The organism is Dyella sp. OK004, assembly GCF_900114495.1.
Taxonomy (GTDB): Bacteria; Pseudomonadota; Gammaproteobacteria; order Xanthomonadales; family Rhodanobacteraceae; genus Dyella_D.
Genome location: NZ_FOZI01000003.1, coordinates 605,790 through 630,626, shown reverse-complemented (window position 1 = coordinate 630,626; position 24,837 = coordinate 605,790). Strand labels below are relative to the sequence as shown.

Sequence of the window (24,837 nt, the reverse complement as noted above, 5' to 3'; positions counted from 1 at the left end):
GGCCCCAGCGATCGCGTGGATCGCCGGGGCCGTTCGCTCAGTTCAGCCGCTTCACCACCAGACCGCTCTGCGCCGCCAGATCATCCGACGTCGGCAGCGGCTCGGCCACCAGGGCGTCCCACCAGGCGCCGCCGACGTTCGCCGAGCTGCCGATGGCCGAGCTGGCATCGCCCTGCCAATCGATCGCCTGCGCGGTATCGCTGTCGGTGTTGGCGCGCCGGACCACGATATAGCCGCTGCTGCTCGCCGACCATCCATAGGTTTGCGCACTTGCGGCCACCATCACGCTTTGCCCGTTCCAGCAACCGCCATTGGCGATCACGTTGAGGCTGATGGTGGCGGTGGCACTGAGCTTGCCGTCACTGACGGTGTACGCGAACCCGTCGGTGCCCGTGTAGCCATAGGCGGGCCGATAGGTGTACGTGCCGTCGTAGTTGCGGCTCAGGCTGCCGTGTGCAGCCTTGCCCGGGCTCAGCGTCAGGCAGTCGTCATCCACGTCGTCGATCAGGCAGCTGAAGTCGATGCGCACACTGCCGTCCCTCTGCACCTGGAAGCTGGCGTTGCGTGCCGTCGGTGCGTGGTTGACCGGCAAGACCGAGATGCAAACCATCGCCACATTCGAATCAGCCTGACCATCGCTGTCGCGATAGCTGAAGCTGTCGGTGCCATACCAGCCCTTGTTCGGCGTGTAGGTGTAGGTGCCGTCGCTGTTGAGGCTGAGCACACCGTGGCAGGGGCTGCAGACGATGCGGGACGTCAGCTTGTCGCCATCCGCGTCGGTGTCATTGCCGAGCACGTTGATGCGTACCGGCGTGCCGGCGTTGGTGGTGGCCTGGTCGTTCTTGGCGACTGGTGCATGGTTGGGAGCAAGCACGGTGAGGGTGACCGTGGCGGGCGCGGACTTCAGTTCACCGTCGTCGGCGACGTAGACAAAGCTGTCCGTGCCTACGAAGCCAGCCTGCGCGGTGTAGCTGAAGCTACCGTCGCAGTTGAGCGTCAGCGTGCCGTGCTTGGGTGCATTGACGACGGTGGCATCGAGATCGTCGCCATCCTCATCCGTGTCGTTCGCCAGCACATCGATACGGGTCGGCTGGCCGGCACGAACGGTGAAGGCGTCGTTGTTGGCGACCGGTGGCTGATCGACGTGCGCCACGCGGATCCACACCGTTGCCGGGTTGGAATCAAACTGGCCGTCGTTGGCCGCATAGACGAAGCCATCGAGGCCGTACCAGTTCGCGTCCGGCGTATAGGTGTAGGTGCCATCGCCGTTGAGCGACAGGGTACCGTGGCTCGGTCCGCACAGGAGGTGTGCGGTGAGCTTGTCTCCGTTTGGATCCCAGTCGTTGGCAACCGGATTGATCTTCACCGACCCGTTTTCGTTCACGTACGCCGCATCGTCGAATGCCAGCGGCGGCAGGTTGGGGCCAAGCACAGTAATCGTCACCGTGGCCAGGTTGGAATCCACCTTGCCGTCGTTGGCGACGTAGGTGAACGTGTCGGTACCCATGTAGCCACACTGCGCCGTGTAGCTGAAGCTGCCATCGGCGTTGTGCGTCACTGTGCCGTGCTTCGGTCCACCGACCAGGCGCGAAGTCAGTGCATCGCCATCGGGGTCCGTGTCGTTGGCCAGCACACGGATTACCGCGGTCTGGTTGTTGTGTACGGACGCACTGTCGTTAGCGGCCACCGGAGGCTGGTTGGCGGAGGCGATGATCAGACGTACCGTCGCCACGTTGGATAGCGATTTACCGTCGCTGGCCTGGTAGGTGAGGGTGTCGGTGCCATACCAGTTGGTGGTGGGCGTGTAGCTCAGGCTGCCGTCGCTGTTGCGCGTCAGCTGGCCATGGGTCGGGCCGGACACGATGACCAGCGACAGCGGATCGCCGTCGGCGTCTGTGTCGTTCGTCAGCGGGTTGAAGCTCAGTGCCTGGCCCTGCTTGCCATTGAACACATCGTCATTCGCCACCGGCACATGGTTGGTCGCGCGCACCGTGATGGTGACCGAGGCAAGCGCCGAGTCCAGCTGGCCGTCGTTGGCGACATAGCTGAAGCTGTCGTTGCCACTGAACGCTGCCTTTGGCGTGTAAGTGATGGTGCCGTCCGCGTTCATCGTGAGCGTGCCGTTGGCCGGCTGGCTGATGACGCGCGCTGTCAGGCCCGCGTTGGCTGCACGGCCAGAGCCAGCGTTCACGCCGGTGCTGTTGTCGATGTCACTGTCATTGGCGAGCACGTTGACGACCACCGGCACACCCTGGTCGGTCGCAGCCGTGTCGTTCACCGCCACCGGTGCGTGATCGACCGGTGTGACAGTGAGCACGATGGTGGCGACGTTGGAATCCACCGTGCCGTCGTTCACCTTATAGGTGAAGCTGTCATTGCCGGCGTAGTACGTGGTCGGCGTATAGCTGTAGCTGCCGTCCGTATTGCGCACCAGCGTGCCGTGAGTCGGACCGCTGACGATGACCACCGACAGCGGGTCGCCATCCACATCGCTCGCATTCGCGCGAGGATCGACCGACACCGCGCCGTCCTCCGCCACGCTCGCGCTGCCGTCCTTCGCCACCGGTGCATGGTTCACCGGTGTGACGGTCAGCATGATGGTGGCGATGTTGGAGTCGGTCGTACCGTCGTTGACCTTGTAGCTGAAGCTATCCGTGCCCCGGTACAGCGCATTGGGCACGTAGGTGAAGCTGCCGTCCGCATTCTGGGTGAGGGTGCCGTGGCTCGGGCCGTTGACGATGATCGCGGTCAGCGAATCACCATCCACGTCGTTGGCATCGGTGCGTGGATCCAGCGTGAGATTGCCGTCCTCGGGCAGCGTTGCATTCGCGTTGCTTGCGGTCGGGGCATGGTTGATCGGCGTCACGGAGATCTTCACGGTGGCGACGTTCGAATCCAGCGCGCCGTCGTTGACCTTGTAGGTGAAGCTGTCGTCGCCACGGTAAAGCGCGTTGGGCGCGTACTGATAGGTGCCGTCCGCGAGGCGGGTCAGTGTGCCGTGCTGCGGGCCGCTGACTATCACCGTGTTCAGTGCATCGCCGTCGATATCGCTGGCACCGCTGCGTGGATCGATCGACAGCACGCCTTCCTCGGCCACCGTGGTGGCGACATCGTTCGCCACCGGTGCGTGGTTCACCGGATCCATGGTGATGGTGACCGTGGCGACGCCCGAACTCAGCTGACCGTCGCTCAGCTGGTAGCTGAAGCTGTCGGTGCCGCGATACAGCGAGCCAGGCGTGTAGGTGAAGCTGCCGTCCGCGTTGAAGGTGAGCGTGCCGTGCTGCGGTCCGTTCACCAGGGTGGCGGTCAGCGGATCGCCATCCACGTCAGTGCCGTAGTTCATGACCTGGCCGGCAAGTGCCTGGTCCTCCAGGGTGTGCACCTGGGCATTGACGGCGATCGGCGCGTGGTTGACGTGGATCACCACCAGGCTGACGGTGGCTGTCGGCGAGTCGGTGGTGCCGTCGTTGGCCACATAGGTGAAGTTGTCGTCGCCGTAGAACAGCGAGCTGGGCACATAGGTGAAGGTGCCGTCTGCGTTCTGCGTCAGCGAGCCGTGTTGTGGCTGGTTGACGATGCGGTAGGTGAGGGCATCGCCATCCACATCCGAGGTCAGCTGGTGCAGGTCGACGATGGCGGTGCCGTCCTCTTGCAGCGTCACCGTCAGGTTGTTCGCGTTCGGTGCATGGTTCACATGCGCGATAGCGAGATTGACGGTGGCAACGTTGGACTGCGCCTTACCGTTGTTGAGCAGGTAAGTGAAGCTGTCGTTGCCGTAGTACAGCGCGTCCGGCGTATAGGTGAAGCTGCCGTCGGCGTTGAGCGCCAGCGTGCCGTGCGCAGGCCCGGTAACGATGGTGGGCGTGGCGCCGGTCGCGTTCGCGTCGTTGCCGAGTACGTTGACGTTGACGGCGCTGTCTTCCTGTCCCTTGATCAGATCGTCGTTGGCCTGCGGCAGCCCCATGAGGGCGACGTCGCTGACAGTGACGTGGCTGCCGGCGGGGCCGAAGCCGATCAGGTCGAAGGACAGATTGACTGCGGTGCCAGCGGCGATGCCGCGCAGGTCGACCAGGTAGGTGCGGCTGCCGTCGGTATTCGTGACGTAACTGACGCCCTGGCCCAGATGCGCGCTGCCATCGCCTTGCAGATTGAGCATGGCGTCGGTGCGGTTCAGGTCGATGGCGCCACCCAGCGACGCGCCCGTCACCGCATCCAGCAGCGCGGCTTCGAAGGCGTCCTCGGGCATGTCGCCCGGGTTCTGCAGGGCCACACCGCCCACGGTAAAGCGCAGGAAGCGGTCGTTGGCACCGACCACGAAGGCCTGGGTCAGGCGGGCCTGCTGATGGGTCGATTCGCCGAGCACGGCGGTGCCGTCGGCGATGCTCACCGCACCGCTGGTGGTCCAGCCCGCGACGCTGGAGAAGTCACCATGCTCCAGTGTCGGGTTGGCTGCCACTTGAGCCTGCGCGGTGGTGGTGGCAGGCGTCGAGGCGTTGGTGCCGCTCGTCACCACGATGGCCTGGCCGCCGACCATGCCGGTGCCGGATGCCGCCGGCATCGCCGCACGCACCATAGCCAGCAGGGCGGCGACGTCGGCCGAGGACGGCACGCGGCGCACGCCCGGGGTCAGTACGGCGTTCATCAGGTCGCTAGAGGCAGCGCTGTGATCGAGGCCGAGCGCGTGACCGTACTCGTGCAACAGCACCGTGAGCATGTCGAGCTTGCCTTCGGCCGCGCTGCCGGGACGCGCGATCCATACGTTCGGATCGGCGGTGGGCAGGAAGTCGTCGTTGCTTGCGTTGATGTACCAGCCATGCCCGGCGGCATCCACGTCGAGCGTGGTGACGCCACCCGCGGTCTCGCCGGCTTCACCGGTCTGCAACTGCGCCGTGGCGGTCTGCCAGACCTGCAGCCACTGGCCGGATACGCCGCCGGTCAGTGCGTTCCACACCGCGACCACGGTGGGCGCCAGTGCGCTGACCGACTGCTGGGTGCTGGCGGTGGCGGCCGGGTCGGCTGCTGCCGGGGCGGTGCCGTCGACGGTGTCCTGGTGCGCGGGCGGCGGCGCGATCTTGATCGCTGTCGGCGGCTTCAGGTTGATATGGAAGTGCCGGTCGTGCGGCGCCACAAAGCGTCCATAGCGAGCCGCGTCGGCGGCACCCAGGGCGGCGGCCACGGAATTGAGCGCGCGGCGATCGTCGGTGTAGTTCCCCGACGTGGTACCCACGTAGATGAATTGCGTGAGGTTGCCGAACAGCGCGGCACGCGTGGCGTCGAGCGAGCTTGCGCCGCCCTGGCCCGGCACCGCGTTGACCACCGGGATCGCACTGAAGATCGAGTTGCCCTGTGCCTGGTGGGTCAGCATCAGCATCGCCAGCAGGTTCTGCTCGAGAATGCGCAGGCCGCTGTTGAGGCGCTGGTCGTCCGGCGGCAGGGTGACACCCGCGATAGCGGTATTGCCGGCCCAGAAGTTGACGAGCTGGTCGGGCGTCAGGCCCGCCGGCGGAGCAGCCAGGTTGGGGTTGTGAGTGTTGATGTTGCTGGAAGCACTGGGGTCGATACCGATGTCCAGCGCCATGCCGACGTCGTGGGTCTTGTGGTCGTTGGAGGTGAGGATGAAGTCCTCGTCGCTGATGCCGTTGAGCGAGAGTTGCGTGGCCGTGCCCAGACCGATCGCGCTGCGCGCCGAGGCGGTCAGCTCCCAGGCCATCAGCAGGTCGCGCGCCCAGCTCGTACCGTAGTGCTCGACGTCAGACTCCGTGCCGTCCTTCAGCCACACGCTGCCGTTGGTGCCGCTGACAGTGCCGTGCGCGGTGTCATTGGCGCCGCCCAGCGAGCGCCACACGTTCACCCAGTGCGGGGCGTTCCATGCGCTCAAGTAGTTGAGCATGGGGCCCGTGGCCTGCACAGTGAAGGCTTGCGCGGCCGACAGCAGGTTCGGCATGGTGTGCGCCGCATCGTGCTTGTCGTGCGGAATCAACTGGAGAGTGCCGGGCGCGCTGCCGTAGATCACCACGTGATCGAACAGGAAGGCAGCGTAGGAGTCCGCCACATCCCATACGCCATCGACCTTGAACTCGCGCAGCGTGGTGTTGGACTGGCCATCGCCATAGACGCCGTAAGCCGGATAGCCCAGGTACTTCAGGCGCTGCTCCAGCTTGTACACGTCGAGCGTGCCCTTGGCGCCGACGGATACCGGACCGGACAGCTTCATATCGGAGTAGCCGGGATTGCTGGCAGGGCGGTCACCGAACAGCTGCGGGTTATTCGAGTTGTCGTAATCGGCGATCTTAATCACGATGTCGAAGCCCGGCGCCGCCTGGCCGTTCACCGATACACCCGACACATGCAGGGTGATGGTGCGATTGGCGAGGTGACCGCCGTTGCGCAGCAGGTTGACGTCAGCCTGCGACAGCGTCGGCAGCAGGAACAGCACGCCCGAGGTGGCGAACTGGCCCGCCGGGTAGTTGGCGAGCGTGGCCCCGGCCGCCCCTGAGTGGGTCTGGTCGGTATCGGTCGCCGCGCTGATCAGTTTGCCGTTGGCGTCCTTGGCCAGAATGGCGTCGTCCGCGTTCACTTGCACGCCGCTGGCGGTGAAGTTGATGACGCTGCTGGCGTACTGCGGCGCGTACTTCTTGATCAGGGCCAGCAGGTCGATGCGCGATACGTCGCCGTAGCGCAGGGTATCGCTCACGTTGACCGTGACGTTCTGGCCGGCCGAGGCCATGCCGAACAGCCAGCCGGTGTCGACCTTGACCGGCGTCACCGTCTGCGTGTTGCCGTTCGTGCCGCGCTTTTCGTCGACCGGGATCGGCCGCGGGTTGCCCTGCTTGGCGATGGAGTTGTCTATCGCCGCCTGCAACAGGTCCTGCAGCTTCCAGATCAGCACGCCGTTCGGCGGCGGGCTGTTGTTGTCGCCGATCGGCCAGTTGCGCACGTCCGCCCACAGCTGCGTGCCGGTCGGATCGAGCATCAGCGAGTTGATCGAGGCGTCGATGATCGGCGTGGTGGCGCCCAGGTATTCCGGATGCGCGCCGAACGGGTCCTTGATGATGCCGATCTTGCCGCCGGCCTGCTTGTTGTTGATAGCGCCGGTCGAATAGCCCGGATCGTTGAAGACCACGTAGTAGTCCGCGACGATCGCGTACTCGGTGCCCTGGTAGTTGACCAGCAGAGGACTCTGCGCGCGCTGGATGTTGAGCTGGTACTTGTCATTGAAGCGCGAGACCGAGGCCTGACCGTCGGGTACGCCGGTCATCCACACCTTGGCGGTATTGACCGCGCTCATGGCACCATCCGGCCCCACATCGATGCTGAGCGTGGACAGGCCGGCGTCGTAGTCGAACGAATCACTCAGCAGGAAGCGCACCTGAGTGATTACCGCTACGCCGTTCTGCTGGGTGACCACGCTGGATACCGCGGTCAGGTACTGCGGCCCCTTGCCGGTGTTGGTGCCGAAGCTGACTACGCGCAGGCCGCCGTCACCGATCTTGGCCGCGCCGTGGTCGGGCGAGTCGTTATCGAGCAAGTTCAGGTCGATGATGAAGACGTCGCCAGACACGCCGTGTCCGGTCGCGATGATACCCAGTGGGTACTTCGCCGTCGCCACAGCCAGGTACGAGTGCGCGCCATTGACCACGGCTAGGTCGACGTAGCCGAACGCTTCGTTGGCACCGCTCAGTGCGTCGGGCAGCTGGATCTGCTGGGTCTTCAGGAAGTCGGCCGAGGTCTCGTCAATATTGACGCGCAGCAGACGGTGATTGCCATTGCCGGCCGCAAACGAGCCACCTTCGGCCACGTACATCCAGTCGCCGGAGACGGCGAGGCTGGACAGGTTGTCGTGCGAGCCGGGCAGGTGGAAGACCTGCACGATCTTCATCACGGAGGTATCGACGATGTAGATCTGCCCGGCGTTGCCGGACACGAACATCAAAGTCTGGTCACCGTTGAAGACAATCTGGTGCGACTTGCCGCCGCCGACGAAGGTCGGCTGCCCGTTGTCGTCCAGGAATGGCAGCTGATTGACCACTTTGCCGTCGCGGATGATCTGGATCTGCGAGCTGGTAGTGATCGCGCTGTAGTTGCTTTGTGGATTGATGGTCGCGGCGGCGGGATCGCCATCGGTGACCCATGCCGCCGCGCCGGGCGAATCCGGCGTGGAAGGCGCCTGCACCATGCGCTCGGCGGTGACCTCGTGCAGGCTCAGCGCGATACCGGCCGGCAGGTCGACGGTGAAGGTCTGCGTGTCGGACAGGATGTCGAAGTCGCCCAGGCTCAGCCAGGCACGAATGCCTTGCTGCTGTGTCGCCTGGCCGTTCCAGTTGTCGGACTTGGCATTGCCCTGCGCGTCGATCTCCAGATCATCAGGCGACAGCCACAGGCGGATTTTCGCCGGTAGGCCGGCCGTGGGGCCGCCGGCCGGACCGCGCAGGCCGCTCATCTGGATCAGCAGCTTGCCGTTGGCGATCTGCATGCCGGTCACCTGCAGCACACCCGGCGTGACCGGGGTGCGCGGCGTGGTCGCCACGTGGTTGGGCTGGCCGTTGCTCATCGTGCCCGGGATCAACCCGCTGTCGATGTCGGCCTGGATCAGCGCCTGCTCGCGATGTCGCCGTGTCGGGTAGGCGTCGTGGAAGTTCTTGAGTTCGGCCACCGCGGCATCCCAGTTGCCGCTGGTGATGTCCGCCAAGAAGCTGGGTGTCTTGTTCGGCAGGCTCTGGTACTGGTACATCAGGTCCATGATCGCCGTCTGCGTATTGCCCGGCAGTGAGTGGAACGGCGTGGAGCTGGCCGGGTCGAAATCCTGCTGCAGGCGCCTGGCCATATCGTTAAACACGGCATCGTCGATGGCCGTTTCGTCCGGCGTACTCAGCACCAGCGGATGCGCGGCCAGATAGGTCGCCGCCGCGTTGCGCTGCAGGCCCAGATAGGGAGCCAGGCGGGTGATCAGGTCGGGGGCCAGGCCGAGGCTTACCAAGTCGTGGTTGTTGCGCGCGCCGAGGTCGAAGCCGTGCGCCACCGTGACACCGCTGGTGCCGCTGGCCGGGACGCTGACCGCATCGTCGGTTGCGTTGCGCTCCGACTGGTAAATGAACTGGCGGTCTACGTTCAGCCCGCCGGTATTGCTGCCACCGCCGCCGCCCGGCTGCGTGCCGCCACCACCGCTGCCGGTGCTGGAGCTCACGCTGAGCGTCAGGTTGCCGCTGGAGTCGATATTGGTCTGGATCGCGCCGATGTCGTTGTAGGCGCCGTCGAACGACCAGTTCACCGCGTACAGCGGCATCGCTTGCGTGGCGAGGATGCCGATGATCTCGGTGGCCGCCGCCGCGCCGGCCAGCATGCCGCCCATGCCCATCGCGGCACCGGTGGCGAAGGCCAGCGGACCGGCCCATAGCGCGTACATGTTGACGCCCGCGCCCTGCACGGTGACCGCGCCGGTGTGCGCGTCCACCTTGGTGTTGCGCACGATGATGTAGTCGCCGGTGGCCGACACGCCCGAGTAGGGCGGCGAGGCCGTATGCGCGGCACCGTCGGCGCCGATGTGGCCGTTGTCGACCACCCACCACACGTCGTGCACTACGCCGATGGCGTCAGTGATGATGCCGCGGCGCAGGAACAGCACTTCGTCGCCGACGTTCCAGCCGGCCGTGGTCTGCAGCGGAATGCTCAGCTGCAGCGGGGCATTGGTGGTCTGCGCGCCGATGTCCAGATGGAAAGCTGCCATTGTGTCCAGCGTGTCCGGCAGGGGCGGTGCCATGCCGGTGCGGTCGGTGACGTCCGCCACGTTGACGCGGCTGATCGACACCGGCGTGTCGCTCTTGAGCACGCCGGCACCGATCATCACCGTCTCGCCAGTGGCATCGGCCACGGCACCGCCGGTGTCGTGCGCAACGACCACGCTCGCCGGCGTACCCGGCGTGCCCGCATCACCCACCTGCGCAGGCGGCTGCACGTTGAGTTCGACGTCGGTCTGGCCGATGTACTGCATGGAGCTGCTGCCGCCGGCATCGATCAGTTCTTGCAGGTGCACCACCGAGATCACCACGTGACCCGCCTTCAGTGCGGTGATCACGCCATCGGCGCTGACCGTGGCGATGCTCTCGTCGCTGGAGTAGTAGCGCGTGCCGGTATGCGCCGACTGCGAGGCCTGGCTGACGTCGACGGGCTGCCCGTTGTCGTCAGCCAGGGTCACCTTGAGCTGGCGCGTGCCGCCCGGAGTCAGCGTCAGCGAACCCGGATAGACGTCCGGCGCAGCGTTCGGAATGTTGGGATCGCTCATGTCCTCGCCGCCGGCCAGCGCGCCGTCGTCGGGGAGATAAACGTTGATCGCCTGCACCGTGCGCACGACGTGTCCGTCGGTATCGGTGCGGGTAGCGACGAGCAGGGCCGGGCCGGCGCCGATGCAGCGCAGGATGCCGGTGGCCGGATCGATCTGTACCGGTGCGTTGTCAGTCAGCGCGAGCCCGCCGAGGTCGGCGATCTCCAGGTGCAGGTAGCCGGGCGCGGCGCTGACGTCGACGCCTTGCTGATCCTCGAAGTCCACTGTCGCAACGATCGGCGCGGACTGGCCGGCACCCAGGTCGGGCAGCGGCTGCAGATGGATGCCGGTGATCTTCGCGCCGCTGACGTTGATGTTGAGCTGGATCGGGGCACTGGCCCCGAAGCCGTCATCGGCGATCACGTACACGCTGACCGGGCCGGTGTAGCCGGCATCAGGCGAGAAGATCACCGACAAGCCGTCGCCACTCAGCCTGGCCGTGCCATGGGTGGCGTTGAGCACGCGCCAGTACAGCGCATCGCCCTCGCCATCGAGCGCGATCGCGGACAGCGGGATACCCACGTCCAGCCCGGCGTGAGTCAGCGTGGGCGCCGCCACCACCGCTGTTGGCGGCAGGTTGGCGCGCCAGCCGTAGTTGGCGTAGAGCAACTGGCGGTCGCTGGCGTCGATCACGCCGTCGCCGTTGAGGTCGCCCGTGGCCGCCGCCGCTGCGGCGTCCTGGTTCCACGCGGCGCTGTCTGCGCCGTCGATCCGTCCGTCGCGATTGAGATCGCCCACTACGGACACGCTGATGTTCGCGCTGCCCGTGCCGCTCAGGCGGATCAGCTTCATGCCGGCCTCGGTCACGCGCACCAGCACGGTACGCACGCCGTTGTGCAGGGTGCTGCCCAGCACTTCGCCGCCGACTATCTGCAGGTCTGACGAAGCGTCGCCGAACTGCACGCTGATCGCCAACAAGATGGCGCCCTGGCCACCCGGCACTTTGATTGTCGAAGCCAGTTCGCTGTCGCGCACCTGGAAGGCCAGCGTGGTGGTCTGTCCCGTCGCCAGGCTGCCGCTCCACTGATTGGCACTGCTGTTGCCGAGCCAATCGGCCGCGGTGCCGAGGTTGGCGCTTATCGTGTCCTGATAAGGCTGTCCGCTGCCGTCGTAGCCATAGGGTGTGCCCATGGCGTTGTCGTCCAGCGCGCGCGCCAGGATCAGGCGGTTCTGCGCGTCGTAGCGGTAGACGATGCTGCGCGTGTTGGCGCTGGCGTCGAGAGGGCCAGTGATGCGGACGATGCGTCCCTGCGTGTCGCGCACGATGTCAACGCGATCGCTGGCGCGGCCGCCGACCAGGGCGACGCCCGCGTCGGAGACCAGCCACTGCGTGCCATCGGCGAAGGCCACGCCAGTGAGCTTGCCCTGCGCATCAAGGCTGTAGTGCGTGCTATCGGGCGCGGTGAGCACATAACCGCCCGGCACCCACGGCAGGCCGGTGAGCTGGTCGTACAGGTGGCTGCCCTGGCGCTGCAGGTTGCTGCCATTGATCGCTTGCAGCTGCCAGCCCTGGTCGCTGCCGAAGCTGGTCTGGTAGACCACCGGTGCGCCGGCGCCGCCGGGCAGGGTGGTCGCGCTGGTGCCGAGGGTGAAGCTGAGATTGCAGATCGCAGCGTTGGCGTCGCCCAGGTTGTCGGGCATGCGCAGCCACACGCGCGAGCCGATCGTCCACGCGGCGATGGCGCCAGTGGCGGTGGTGGGCAACTGGTCGCTACTCAGGCCAGTGTCGAAACCGCTCAGCCCCCAGTTGCCGAAGGCCGCGCCCGGATCACTGCCGAGCCCGCGATTGACGGTGAAGGCATGACCGCCGAGCTGGAACGTGGCATCAGCCGCGTTCTGCTGGGCGAAGCTCTTCTGCTCGGTGTCGACAATTACGCGCGCATCGATCTCGCTGGTGCGGCCGCTGAGATCCCACGCGGTGAGGCGCAACTGATACGCGCCGTTGCGCAGCAGCGCCGGATCCAGCGTGGCCAGCGTGAGCGCCTGATTGACGCTAACGGCAGCATCGTTCTGCTGCGCCAGTGTCTGCCATTGATCGCTGCCGGCGGCGGCGATCTCAAGGCGATAGCCCATCAACTGCAGTTCCTGCAGCGAGGCCTGCAGCGTGGTCGGCACGTCCATTTCCACCGGCTGGCCGGCCACGGTGGCGCCGGCGAGGGCGCCGAGCCACTGGAGCGCGGGCGCCTGGGTATCGGCCGGATCGCGCACGCGCAACTGGCCGAGCTGCGTGCCGCTGAAACCGTCGGCATCGGTGGCAGTCACGCGCACGTCGATCAGGCCTGGCTGTGTCGCCTGCAGGTGGAAGCGGCCGCTGGCATCCAGCGCCACGGTCTGCCACTGGTCACTGCCGAGCGCCGCACCGCGCACCTGCACCACCGTGTTGGCGATCGGACTGAAGCCGCTCGCGCGCACGGTGACCAGCACAGTCTGGCCGGGCAGGGCCGGCGTGCTGGGCACGCTGTCGATCAGGATGGCCGGCGCGTTGGCCGAAGCGTCAGCCACCACGCGCACGGTGAAGGTCTTGCGCACCGTGGATTGCCCATCGCTTACCTGGGCGGTGATCACGAAGTCGCCAACCTGGCCGGGGCCAGGCGTCCAGTTCAGGCGGCTGGCCTGGGCGTCGTAGCTGGCGCCCTCGGGCAGGCCGCTGAAGCTCACCGTCAGCGCGGCGGTCTGCGCCGCGCCGTCCGGATCGCTGGCGTAGATGCCGCCGGCGCCGCTACCGCCCAGTTGCACCGGCAGGCTCAGGGTCTGGCCCACTGTCACAGCGTGGCTGCTCACTGCGAGCGTGGGCGCGCGGTTCGCATCGAGCACTCGCACGGTGACGGTCTGCGTACTGCTCAGCGAGCCGTCGGTGACCTTGAAGGTGAAGCTGAAATCGCGCGTGCTGGTGACGGCGTTGTCGACCACGCCATAGTCCGGCGTCCATTCAAATGCACCGGTGACATTGTTGAACGACACGCCGGCGGGTGTGTTGTCGTCGTACACCAGGCTCATGTGCAGCGGGTCGCCGTTGGCGTCGGCACTGCGCAGGTTGAACGACAGCGTGCTGCCTTCGTTCACCAGCTGAATCGGCATCGGCAGGATCACCGGTGCCACGTTCACGTGGGCCACATGCACCTCGAAGCTGCGCACGAAGCTGGCTGCCCCATCGCTACCAGTGACAGTGAAGCGATAGACGCCGGGGCTGCTGCCGCCGACGTTATCGCTGCTGGCGGCGAACATACCGGGCGTCCAGCGCAGTGTGGCCTGATTGCCGCTGCCGGCGGCAGGCACGTCGAGCGCCATGCCCGGCGGCAGGCCGGTCACGCTCCAGTTGAGCAAATCGGCATCCGGGTCCCTCGCGAACAGGTCCAGCCTGAGCGGATTGCTCTCGCTGCCAGCCAGCACGATCGGCACCGAAGCGTCGCCGCTGTCGGTGACGGCATTGCCATTGAGCTGCACGCCGAGCAACTGCGGCGCGACATTTGCGGCGCGCACTACCACGCGGATGGTGTGGCTAACCACGTTAGGCACCGGGTTGGCGGGATTGGTGTAGCCCTGATCCTGCGGCGGCAGGCCGCTGTCGGTGACGGTGAAGGTGATGTCGTGCGGGCCGATGTCGTCGGCGCTCGGCGTCCAGGTCAGCAGCAGCTGACCGTACTGGGCCAGCGCGGTGACCTGCGCGCCCAGCGGCAGGCCGATGGTGCTCAGGTGCAGCCCATCCTGGTCCGCATCGCTGATGGAAATCGGCAGGCTGATCGGCTGGCCGGCCACCGCCACGATCTGCTGCGGTAGGCTGAATACCGGCGGCTCGGTCAGGCTGCGCGCGGTCACCACGAAGCTCACCGCGGTGGCCTGGGCCTGGTTCGGCGTGCTGCCGCCGGTGTCCTGCGCGGTCAGGGTGATGGTGTAGTCGCCGCGGTCGCCGTCACCCGGCGTGAAGTGAATGGTGCCGGTGATGTGGCCGTTCGCGCTGGGCGGATTCTGGGTGTAACTGGCGAAGCGCGGCAGACCGCTCAGGCTCACCACGATCGGGTTGCCGTCCACGTTGGTGATGTCGAACGGAATGTCCAGCGTGGCGCCCTTGTCCACGAAGGCGTTGCCGATCGCCGCGACCAACGGCGCGCGCGTGGTGTTGCCGACCACGACCGGAATGGTCACCTGTGCCGAGGCCGGCACGCCGGTGCCGTCACCGTCGTTGGTGGCGATCACTGTGACGTGATAGGTGCCGGCCTGGTCGTAGCCAGGCGTCCAGTGGATATCCAGCGTATCCGGATCGAAAGTCGCGCCCGGCGGCAGGCCGAGCACCTGGTAGGTGATCGTGGCCGGCGTGCTGCCGCCGCCGTTCTGGTCAACCAGCGGACCGCCTGGCTGCAGGCGCACCTTGGGTATGTATCCCGGGTTGTTGGGATCGAACGCGAACACGTTGATGTTCAGCGGCTGGCCTTCCAGCGTGTTCCAGGTTTGGCCCACCGTCGGATCGAACTGCGGCGCACCGTTGACGTTGAGCACGTTGAGCTGGATGGTCTGCTGCACGCTGGTCTTGCGCGTGCTGCCATCGGGCTGGGTGATGGTGGCGAGCAGGGTCACCGTCACGTTGTAGTTGCCGTGCTGGGCATAACCCGGCGTCCAGCTCAGCCAGCCGGTATCGCTGTTGAGCTGCATGCCGCCGGGCAGAACGGCCGCGGCGTAGCTGAGTTTGATCGTGGTGCCATCGGGCCGCGCCAGTCCGCCCGGCATGCTGCCGGCCAGCTGCAGCGCGAAGGCGTCGCCCTCGCGCAGGGTCTGCGCCGGCACCGCGAGCAGCACGGGCTGCGCGAAGGCCTGCTGCACCACGATGTCGAACTGCTCGCTGACGGTGGTCTTGCCGTCGCTCACACGCACGGTGACGTTGCGGTAGGTACCGGCCTGGTCGTAGCTCGGGGTCCAGGTCAGCACGCCGGTGCGCGCATCGAACACCGCACCGGGCGGCAGGTTGCTGATGCTGAAAGTCAGCGTATCGCCGTCGGCATCAGCCGCGGTCAGTGGCAGCGTGAGCGTCTGGCCTTCGACGATGGTCAGGTTGCCCTGCGTGGACAACGCCGGCGTGTGGTTGCCATTGGCAACCGGCACATGCAGCGTGCGCAGCGCGACGCCGCCACGGCTGTCCTGCACGCGCAGCACGATCACGGTGTCGGCCATGGCGTTGGCGCCCGGCGTCCAGCTGAGCGTGGCGGTGGAGTGATAGTTGCCGTCCGCGCCGACCGTGTAGCCGGCCGGCGGCGTCAGCACCAGGCCCGCCGGGGCCTGCACCACCTGCCAGTAGAACATCGTGCCGTCGCTGTCGATGGCGTCGACCGTGGCGCTCCAGGACTGACCGATAGTTGCCGGCTGGGCGAACACGTCCGGGATGTCCGCATTGGTGTTCACCGGCGCGATGGTCGGCGGCAGGTTGGCCTGCGGTACGGCGTAGATGCCATGCCCCAGGTTGAACTTCGCCAGATCCGCCAGGCCGCCGGTGAAGTGGCTCGCCGGCACCACACTGATGGTCTGGTTGGCGAGCGTGGCGCCCACCGCCAGCTTGCCGCCCAGTGCCTGCAGCGCCGAGGTGAGATCCAGCACCCACAGGTCGGACTGGTCGCCGGTGCCTTGCGTGGCGCCGCCGATGTTCATGCCGAAGTACGCGCCCGGATCGAGCAGCAACATCAGCGGTCCATGCAGATCGTCGGTACCGATGTTCTTCAGGCTGACGTCATAGCTCACCGCGCCGGTGCTTTGATCGGAGCGCGTATTGCTGAAAGTCAGCTGCACCTGCGTGCTCATATCGAACAGCGCGGTGAAGCCGCTGATGGTGTCTTGCCCGATACGCAGCTGCGATGTGCTGCGCAGGTTGCCACTGATGGTGAGCTGGTAGTGCCCGGCGGGCAGCCCGGTCACGTCCAGGTAGGCGGTGTGCGTGGCGGCATCCCAGCGCACGCTGTTGGGCGTGATGGTAGTGGCGCCGATCAGCTGGAAGTTGCCGGCATTGAGCACGCTCGATCCGTCCGTGAGTGCCGATTGCGGATCGCTGCCAAGCCACATGTCCTGGTCGAACTGCACCGCGATCTGGCCCACCGGCAGCGGGATCAACGCACCATCTGGCACGCTGGTGGCGATCACCTTCGGCGCGCGCGCCGGGGCGATTTCGTCGATGTGGTGGGTTTCGGCGACCAGGATGCGGCCGTCGGCGGTGGTGAGGATGGCCTCACCCTGGGTGCCGCCGCCAGCGAGCTGCAGCACGCGGCGCGACGCCAGTTCGATCGTCCACACCGACGAACCGGTGGTGGTATCCGCTATGCCCGCGACCTGTACATGCTGGGGCAGGGCGCCGGAGGCGATCAACAGGCCGGCCAGCGACGTACCTTGCGCACCGAAGGCGATGCTGTCGACCACACCGTTGATGCGGTATTCCAGCTCTGCACGACCCAGCGTGATGCCGCTCATCGGGAAGCTGATGATGTCGGTGCTGCCGTTGGGATCGGCGGCGGTGATGTCGCTACCAGTCCAGCGCACGCCCCACAGGCGTCCATCCGGACCGAAGGCGAGATCGCCTACGCGGGTGTTGCTGAAGTGCTGCCAGGCTTTGTTCGGATCTGTTTCGTTCGAATGGAAGATCTCGATGCCGTCGCCGTCGGAGACATAGATGTCACCGGTGCCGGGCTTGATCGCCAGCGCGTGGGTCAGCGGCTGCTGACTCGGTCCCTGCATGCGGCGCACTATGGCGCCGCTGCCGGCATCCACCTGCAACAGTTCGTTGCCGGTCATCACCCACAGCTGGCCGAGCGCGTCGACAGCCATGTCGAGCACAGGTTGATCAAGTACGAACAACGGTGTGGTGCTGTGACCGCCGTCCTTGCCGTAATGATAGACCTCGTTGCGCTGCTGGCCGGCGCTGACCAGGATGGATCCATCCGGCAACTGCACCATGGCCATCGCACCGATGTCGGCCGCGCCGGTGGAGAAGCCGTCGGCGAAACCGCGCGCAGCGAATGGTGCAAGCACGTTATGCAAGTCGCCCGCGTTCACGCTGGCTACTGAGCCCGGCAGCATCTGCGTGGCTTGCTGGAACAGTGGATTGCTGTCGTACTGGCGATCAGGCGCGGCCTGCGGTACCGGCGCGGTCTGATCCACGCCCGGTGTGACACCGAGGCCATCGAGCACCTTCTGGCGTGCACCATCGTCGGGCAGTACGGCGTTGCTGACCGAGGCGGCTTCGCGGTTGCCCGCAAGGTCGGTAGCGACGGCAAGGAACTCGTAATGGTTGCCGGCTTCGCCGGTGAACACGGCATCGCTCACGCTCGGATCGACCTGGCGCTGCCAGATCTTGAAGTCGCCGCCGTTGGTGGCGACATACACCGTGACGAAGCGGATGCCGCTGGCATCGTCCTGCGCGTTCCACTTCACGTCGTAGGTCGGCGCGCCCTGGGCGTTATTGCCCAGCGAAGTGACCGTCACCGTGGTGGTAGGCGCCTTGGTGTCCAGCGTGACGTTGAGTGCGGCACTGTCGATCGGCGGCGTCTGGTCAAAGAACACGCGCGCCTGCGTTGCGATCTTCGCGCCCGACACAGCGCCCTGTGCGGTCGAGATGGTGAAGCTGACGAATCCGCCTTGCGGCGTAGTGTTGCCCTGCGCCGAGGCGAGTGGTGCCAGCAGTCCGCGGGTAACGTCCTGCATCACCTCACCGGTGATCGGGTCGATCGCCTGCAGCAGCCAGGTGGCGATGCGCGTTTCCGCATCGATGCCCGCGCTCACGCGCAGGATGAAACCCTTGCTGCCGGTGAAGTCGAAATCGCCCTGGAAGTTGGCGCGGTCGGCCGGAATGTGGATGTTGATGTCGCCGATCTTCAGATCGCCCAGACGCAGCGAGCGCGGATCGAGATTGGCGTCGAGCTGCGACACGATGCGGATCTGGCCAACGCCCTGGCCGGTCGGGTTGCTGAAGGCAAACGTGTAGGGCAGCGGTGTGGCCGCCGGCACATAGACGCTACCATCGGTCGCCGTGGCGCTGCCCTGCGGGCCTTGCACGCTGATCGCGGCATTGGCCACGCCTGCCTGCTGTGCCACCAGTTGCAGGTATTGAGTGAGGTTGAGGCTCTTGCCCGGCAGCGGATTGAATTTCTCATCCAGCAAGCCCTGTGCGCGCAGGTACTCCAGCTCCGACTGACTGCCGACGAAGATCTGGAAGTTCTCGAACTGCAGCGTGCGGCCGGCGTGCTGGTCGTAGTCGGCCGGGTTGGCCAGTGCGGGCACCGGCACTTCGATGGTGTCGCCCTCGTCGTCCTGGCGGGTTTCGTAGTGATCGATCGGGCCCTTGGCCGCGTTCGGATCACCCGCATACGTCGCGGTGTCGCCGTACCACTGCTGCACCTTGGCGAAGAAGCCGAGGATGTCGGCCTGCGTGCGGTAGTTGTCGCCACCCTTGGACATCAGGATGCCGGCCGCGAGCGTGGCGTTGAGGCTGACCACTTGCGGATTGGTGGTGATCGGCGGTGCCTGGTCGGCCGGCAGCAGCATGCCCGAGCTTTCCAGCGCGGCCAGCCAGCCGTTGACCCATTGCGAGGCATCGGCGGCGAGGGTGGCGAGGTTGCTCGGCGCGCCGGCATCGGCCAGTACAGCCGTGCGCAGACGCAGCGCATAGGCGGTCTGTTCGGCGATGAATTCATCGCGGGTGAGCGCGGTAGCGGCGGCTACCACGTTCAACTGGAACGACTCGGAGAGCGCCTCGATCTTGTAGATGATGTCTTGCGGATCGGTCGACAGGAAGCGTGCCGTCAGGCCCTGCGAGATCTTGTCCAGACCACTTACACCAGCATCGAGCAGGCCCTGCGCCTTCCAGTCCGGGTGCGTCGCATACAGAGCGTCGCGCAGGCCGCTGAAGTCGCGGTTGATCCACGCGGTAAGGCCAGGATACGTCTGCAGGCGGAAGCTCATGCCGACGAAGCCATGCGCGGCCACGTCGAAGGCGTAGCCCGGCGCCAGGTTGTAGCCGCTGGTGTTGAGCGTGCCGTCCAGCGAAGCCCACGGAATATCCGTGCGCGCCTGCGTCGATGGGGTCTGGCCGTAGGCCTGCGTGTTGGCGGGCGCGCCTGCGATGTTGCCGTAGGGCGAGCCTCCGACGTTGGAGCCGAAGATGGCATAGGGCAGGTTGAGGCCGCCCAGCAGGTATTGGTTGTAGCCCATCTCTACCGCGCCGATGTCGAAGCGCACATACGGCGTGTCGACATTGGTCAGGCTCTGCAGCGAGACCGAATAGGTCGCCGCGTCGCCCGGATTGAGATTGCGCGGGCCGCCGATACCGATAGTGACGTCGTCCTGGATACCGCGTTCCACCAGGTAGCGATTCGCCTCGGTCACGCTCTGGCCGTTGGGGTTGATGACGGTGACGTCATACAGGCCAAGCGGGAAGGCGCGCGTGTCGAAGATGGCGCGGATATGCGTGGCGTCGAGCACCTGCCAGCGATCCGGCTCGGCTTCGTACACACCGGGACGCGTGAGCTTGACGATGGCGCCCGCCTGGAAGGCGGAGCCATAGATATCCAGCGTGACCCAGCGGTGCGCGTCGTCGCTCACGCCGCCGTTATCCGGCGTCACTTTGGTGATCGACAACGGCAACAGATCGGCACGCAAAGTGACCGGCACGGCGTTACCGCTGCGCGCGCGCACCAGGATGTAGTAGTCGCCGGCCAGTGTTGATGGGATCAGCGCCTGCTGGTCCGCCGCCGAGGCGTTGCTGTACGCCGCGTCGTACGCGTACGTGGTCGGGATGTCGCCATAGCGGATATACAGCTCGTTATCACCGCTGGCGGCGGTGGAGTCGAGCAGTACGCGCAGCGTCTGGCCGGCCGCAACGCTGACCTTGTACAGCTGCACGTCGCCGCTGGAGAGCGTGGTCTGCAGTGGACTGGCGATCGCCAGCGGCGGCACCTGGGTCTGGATGGTGGCGGCGGATGCGGTGAGGTTGTTGGCCTCGCCCGGCGCCATCACCAGCCCGTTCGGGCCGTAGCTGATGGCGCCTTCGTACACCTCGTTGTACAGGTCGGGGCGCACGATGATGCGCCAGTTGCCGTCCTTCAGCGGCGGCAGGTTGGCGGTGAGCTTGCCGCTGTAACTGGCGCCACCGGCTAGATCGCCGCTGTGGCTGACCTTGCCGAGCAGGATATCGTCCAGGCCCCAGACGTTGTCCATCGACAGATAGATGGCATCCGTCCACTGACCGTAAGCGGGGTTGGTGGAGTCGTTGATAATGGTGTAATTCACCGTCACCGCGTCGCCCACCTTGGCCTGCGGCGGCACGGTGACGTCGGTGACCTTGAGGTCGGCCGGGGGCGGCGTTTGCACCAGCATCGGCTGCACGGCAGCGGTGGCGTTGTTCTGATCGTTGCCGAATTCCAGCACCTTGCCGTAGGGGCCGGCGCCGAAGGCGCGTGCCGGGTCGGTGATGACGAACACGTAGTACGGGCCGTCGAGGTCGCGTGGTGCGGTAACGGTGAAACGACCGTCGTAGCCGCCACCTGCGGTCAGACCGCCGCTGTGCGAGAGATAACCGAGGTAGCGATCCTGGTTGACGTCCAGGAAGCGGTCGCGCGAGAGATAGACCAGGTCGTTCCACTGACTCTGATCGCTCGGCGTATCGCCGCCAGCGTTGGTGACGTGATAGTCCACCGTGAAGCTCTGGCCGGCCACCACCGTGGTCGGCGCGGTGACCACGCTGACTTGCAGGTCGGGCGGCGTGGCCAGCGTGATCGGCAGCGGGATGGACGAGACGTTGTTGCCTTCGTTCTGGAATTCGAGCACGGAGCCGGGGCCACTGCCCCAGACCACATCGAGCCCGTCGCGGATCGAGCTGGGCTGGCTGAAGTACCAGTCCTTCACCGTCGCCGTATCGGCCTTGACGATGATGTTGAAGTTGCCGCTGATAGATTGCGGCAGATGGAACGTGGCCGACTGCGTATACGACTCGCCCGGCTGCAGGAAGCGCGGCTCGCCGTTGGCATCCACCAGCGAGATGGCTTGCACGCGTCCCGGGTTGTCGTAGAGCGAGCCCTCCACCAGCGGATAGTCGGTGGGGTCCAGCGAGCTATCATTGGACAAATACACGCCGTCGTTCCACTGGCTGACGCGCGTGGCGCGGTTGCCCTGGTTGGTGACGGTCCAGGTGACGGTGATCAGGTCGCCGGACTTCGGCGCCGGATTGGAGACCTGGATGCTGCCGATCTGCAGGTCGGCTTCGCGGTAGGTGATGTCCAGCGGGCTGCTGCCGACGTTGTTGGTGTTGGCGCTGCCTTCGTAGACCGAAGTCGCGTAGAGGTTGAGCGGCCAGTTGTTGTCGCCGCCGCTGAGAATCTCGTCGGCGGCGCGCGGCGGCAGGCCGTAGCTGTCGGGACGGGCGCTGTCGGTGATGACGTAGACGTAGTAACGCCCGTTGGTGCCCGGCGGCAACGCCACGTTGACCGTGGTGGTGTAGCTGGCGCCGGCCACGAGGCCGTTGGTGTTCTGGTGCTCGAACCGGCCCAGCGCGATGGCGCGGCTGGGGATGAAGGTCGGATCGGTGCTGATGAACACTGAGTCCTGCCAGCTCACGGTACCGGACCACACGGCCTGGCCGAAGTTGGTGACGGTCCAGCTGATCGGGGTCAGTTCGCCGGAGTAGTTCTGCGGCTGCACCTGCACCGCCGTCACCTGCAGGTCGGCCGGATGCGGGATGACCGCCGCCGCGTATGGCGTGACGTTGTTGTTCTCGTTGAGCTCGCGTACCTGATTGAGCGCGTCGGTCTTGACGATGATGTAGCTGCCGACGATATCGGGCGCCAGCTGCACCGTCTGGTTGACCGTGTACTTCTCGCCGTTGTTGAGCGTGCGGCTCTGCGTATAGCTGCCGAGGGTCCAGACGCGGGTGGCCTTGCTCAGGTCCGCATTGTCGGCCACGTAGATGGTGTCGGTCCAGCCGCCGGTGAACAGGTCGCCCTGGTTCTGCACGGTGTAGCTGAAGCTGAGCGGGCCGCCGGCGTCGATCGTCGCCGGCGCGTTCACCTGGGTCACCACCAGATCGGGCGGCGTGATGCCCAGCACGCTGATGGCACGGCCCTTGTAATCGTTGTTGTCGATCTGCGTCGGGTCGTCCCCATTGATGTTGGACGCCAGCGTGTCTTCCAGGATGGTGCTGTAGGTGTTGGTCCAGACGGTGATGTAGTACTGCCCGCTGAGCGTGCCGTCCGGAATGGCGACCTGCATGTCGCCCAGATAGTCCTCGCCCACGGCGAGGTTGCCGGTATGCACCATCGAGCCCAGCAGCACGTCGCCCTTATTGGCGCCTGGGCGTTTCGGATCCTTGGCCAGCCACACCGTGTCGGTCCAGCTGTTGACGTCCGCGGTAAGACCGCGCGTGGTAGCGCTGCCGAGGTTGGCGACCTTGTAGCGCACGTCGATCGTGCCGCCGTGCACGGCCTGGTCGGGCGCAGTGACGCCGCTGGTGACCAGATCGGAGAACGGCACCGGGTCGATGTAGAAGTGCACCGCCTTGACGTTGTTGTTGTCGTTCGGGTACTCGTCGACGTTGTTGTCGGCGTCGGCCACCACGATCAGGTACGCGTCGCCAGGGAACCGGATCGGGATGCTGATGCTGCCGGTGATATTGGAGTAGCTCTCGGTCGGCGCCAGCGCGCTGCCGTTGTCGAAAACGCCGACCAGCTGGTCATCGCCGCTGAGCGTGCCGTCGTGTGACAGGTAGACCTTGTCGCGCCAGTGGCCGCTGGCGGGCACCGAGCCCAGGTTGGTGACGGTGTACTGGATGCCGACGTTGGTGCCGGCGGTGACGTGGTCGGGGATGGTGACTGCCCCGACCTGAAGATCCGGGCGTGGCTGCAGACTGATCTGCGCCGGGTTGCTGGCAATGAACACGTCGTTGCTGGCGGCCGCGCCGTACTCGTACACCTGCGCACCGCTGCCGCCGAAGTTGGCGTTGGTGGTGATCTGCAGGCGATACAAACCCTCGATCCTGGAAGGCAGGCGCAACTGTTCGGTACGCGTGTAACTGATGCCGGCGCCGAGCGGGCGGTCATAGGTGAAGCTGCCCAGCACAATGGGCGCGCCAGTGCCGCTGACCGGAATCAACTTGACCGTATCGACCCACGGGCCGATGGCATCGGCCTGGCCCTGATTGCTGACGGTCCACGCCACATCGACCACGGTGCCTTCAAGCAGACTGCCATCGGGTGCCGTGCTGCCATTGGCGGTGGCGGCAATGCTCGCCGCCTGTACCACCAGATCGGGTGAAGGTGACAGGGTGACCGGCACGGCTGCACTGTGGCCGGTGTCATCGTTGCCGAAGATGAATTCGAACGGACCTCCGGTACGGACATTGACGTAGTAATTGCCCGAGATGCCGTTGGGCATGGTCACGTTGATGCTGCGGGTATAGGTATCGCCCACCGCAAGCTGACCAATGTGATTGGCGCTGCCGAACTGCGCGATGACGCCGCTGCCATCCGGGTTGCTGCTCAGCCACACCTGGTCGGACCACTGAGAGCTGTCGGTGATACCGATACCGTTGTTGGCGATGGTCCAGGTGATCTGCAGCGGCTGGCCGCTGACCGGCGTGCCCTGCGTGGTGACGGATTGCACCTGCAGATCGGCATACGGCTTGGGCATGATGTCGACGTTGTGGTCGAGCATTACGGTGTCGTCGGCAATCGCGCCATTCTCGAACACCTGCCGTGTGGCATCCGACACTACAAACAGCTTGTAGCGACCGGTGGTACCCGGCGGCAGCATCACGCTGAGCTGGCCGTTGTAGCTGGCACCTGCGCTGAGTGCGCCGTTGTGCACGACTTCACCCAGCACGAGATCGTCGCCATTGCCGAGCACGCCATCGGTGGAAAGGATCACGCGATCCACCCACTGCGAGGTGATACCCGCGCCGGTGCCGTTGTTGGTCACCGTCCAGCTCACGTTCAACGTGGCTGGATCGGCGATCACGGTGGCCGGCGCCTGCACGGCGCTCACTGCAAGGTCGGCGTAGGGCGCCAGTTGCACGGTCAGCGCCTGCTGGCCGCTGTTGTTGCTGCGCGAGTGATCGTCCAGCACGCGAGCCGCGTCGGTGATCACCACGAACTGATAATCGCCGCTGGCATCCAGCGGCAGCTGGATATCGGCAAACGAGTCATAGCTGCCGTTGGTGGCAAGCGGGCCGCCATGGGCAACTTCGGCAACCTTTTGCATCGTGCCGTTATGTGACAGGAATACCTGGTCGACCCAGTTGCCCGTGGCGATGCCGCCCAGGTTGGCGACCGTCCACTGCACGTGAGCGGTGCTGCCGGACAGCACCAGCGTCGGTCCACTGACCGCACTGACCGAAAGATCCGGGCGTGCCACGACCACGCTGGCGGTGGCCGAGGTGACGTTGTCGTTCTCGCCGTTGCGCTCGTAAATGGTGTCGTCCGCATCGGTGCGCACAACGAAGGTGTAGCTGCCTTCAGTGAAGTTCGAGGGCAGGGTGAAGCTGATCGTGCGCGTCACGATGC

At 65.9% G+C, this 24,837-nt stretch carries 1 protein-coding gene (cut by a window edge); it reads right to left on the bottom strand.

All coding sequences use genetic code 11. From position 1 onward, the window contains the following. Positions 1-37: 37 nt before the first annotated feature. Positions 38-24,837, bottom strand: the 3' portion of a protein-coding gene (locus tag BM338_RS15075) for a pesticin C-terminus-like muramidase (protein ID WP_090452046.1). 13,444 nt of this gene lie beyond the right edge of the window; only the last 24,800 of its 38,244 coding nucleotides appear in the window; the start codon falls outside the window, past its right edge; it ends in the stop codon at positions 38-40.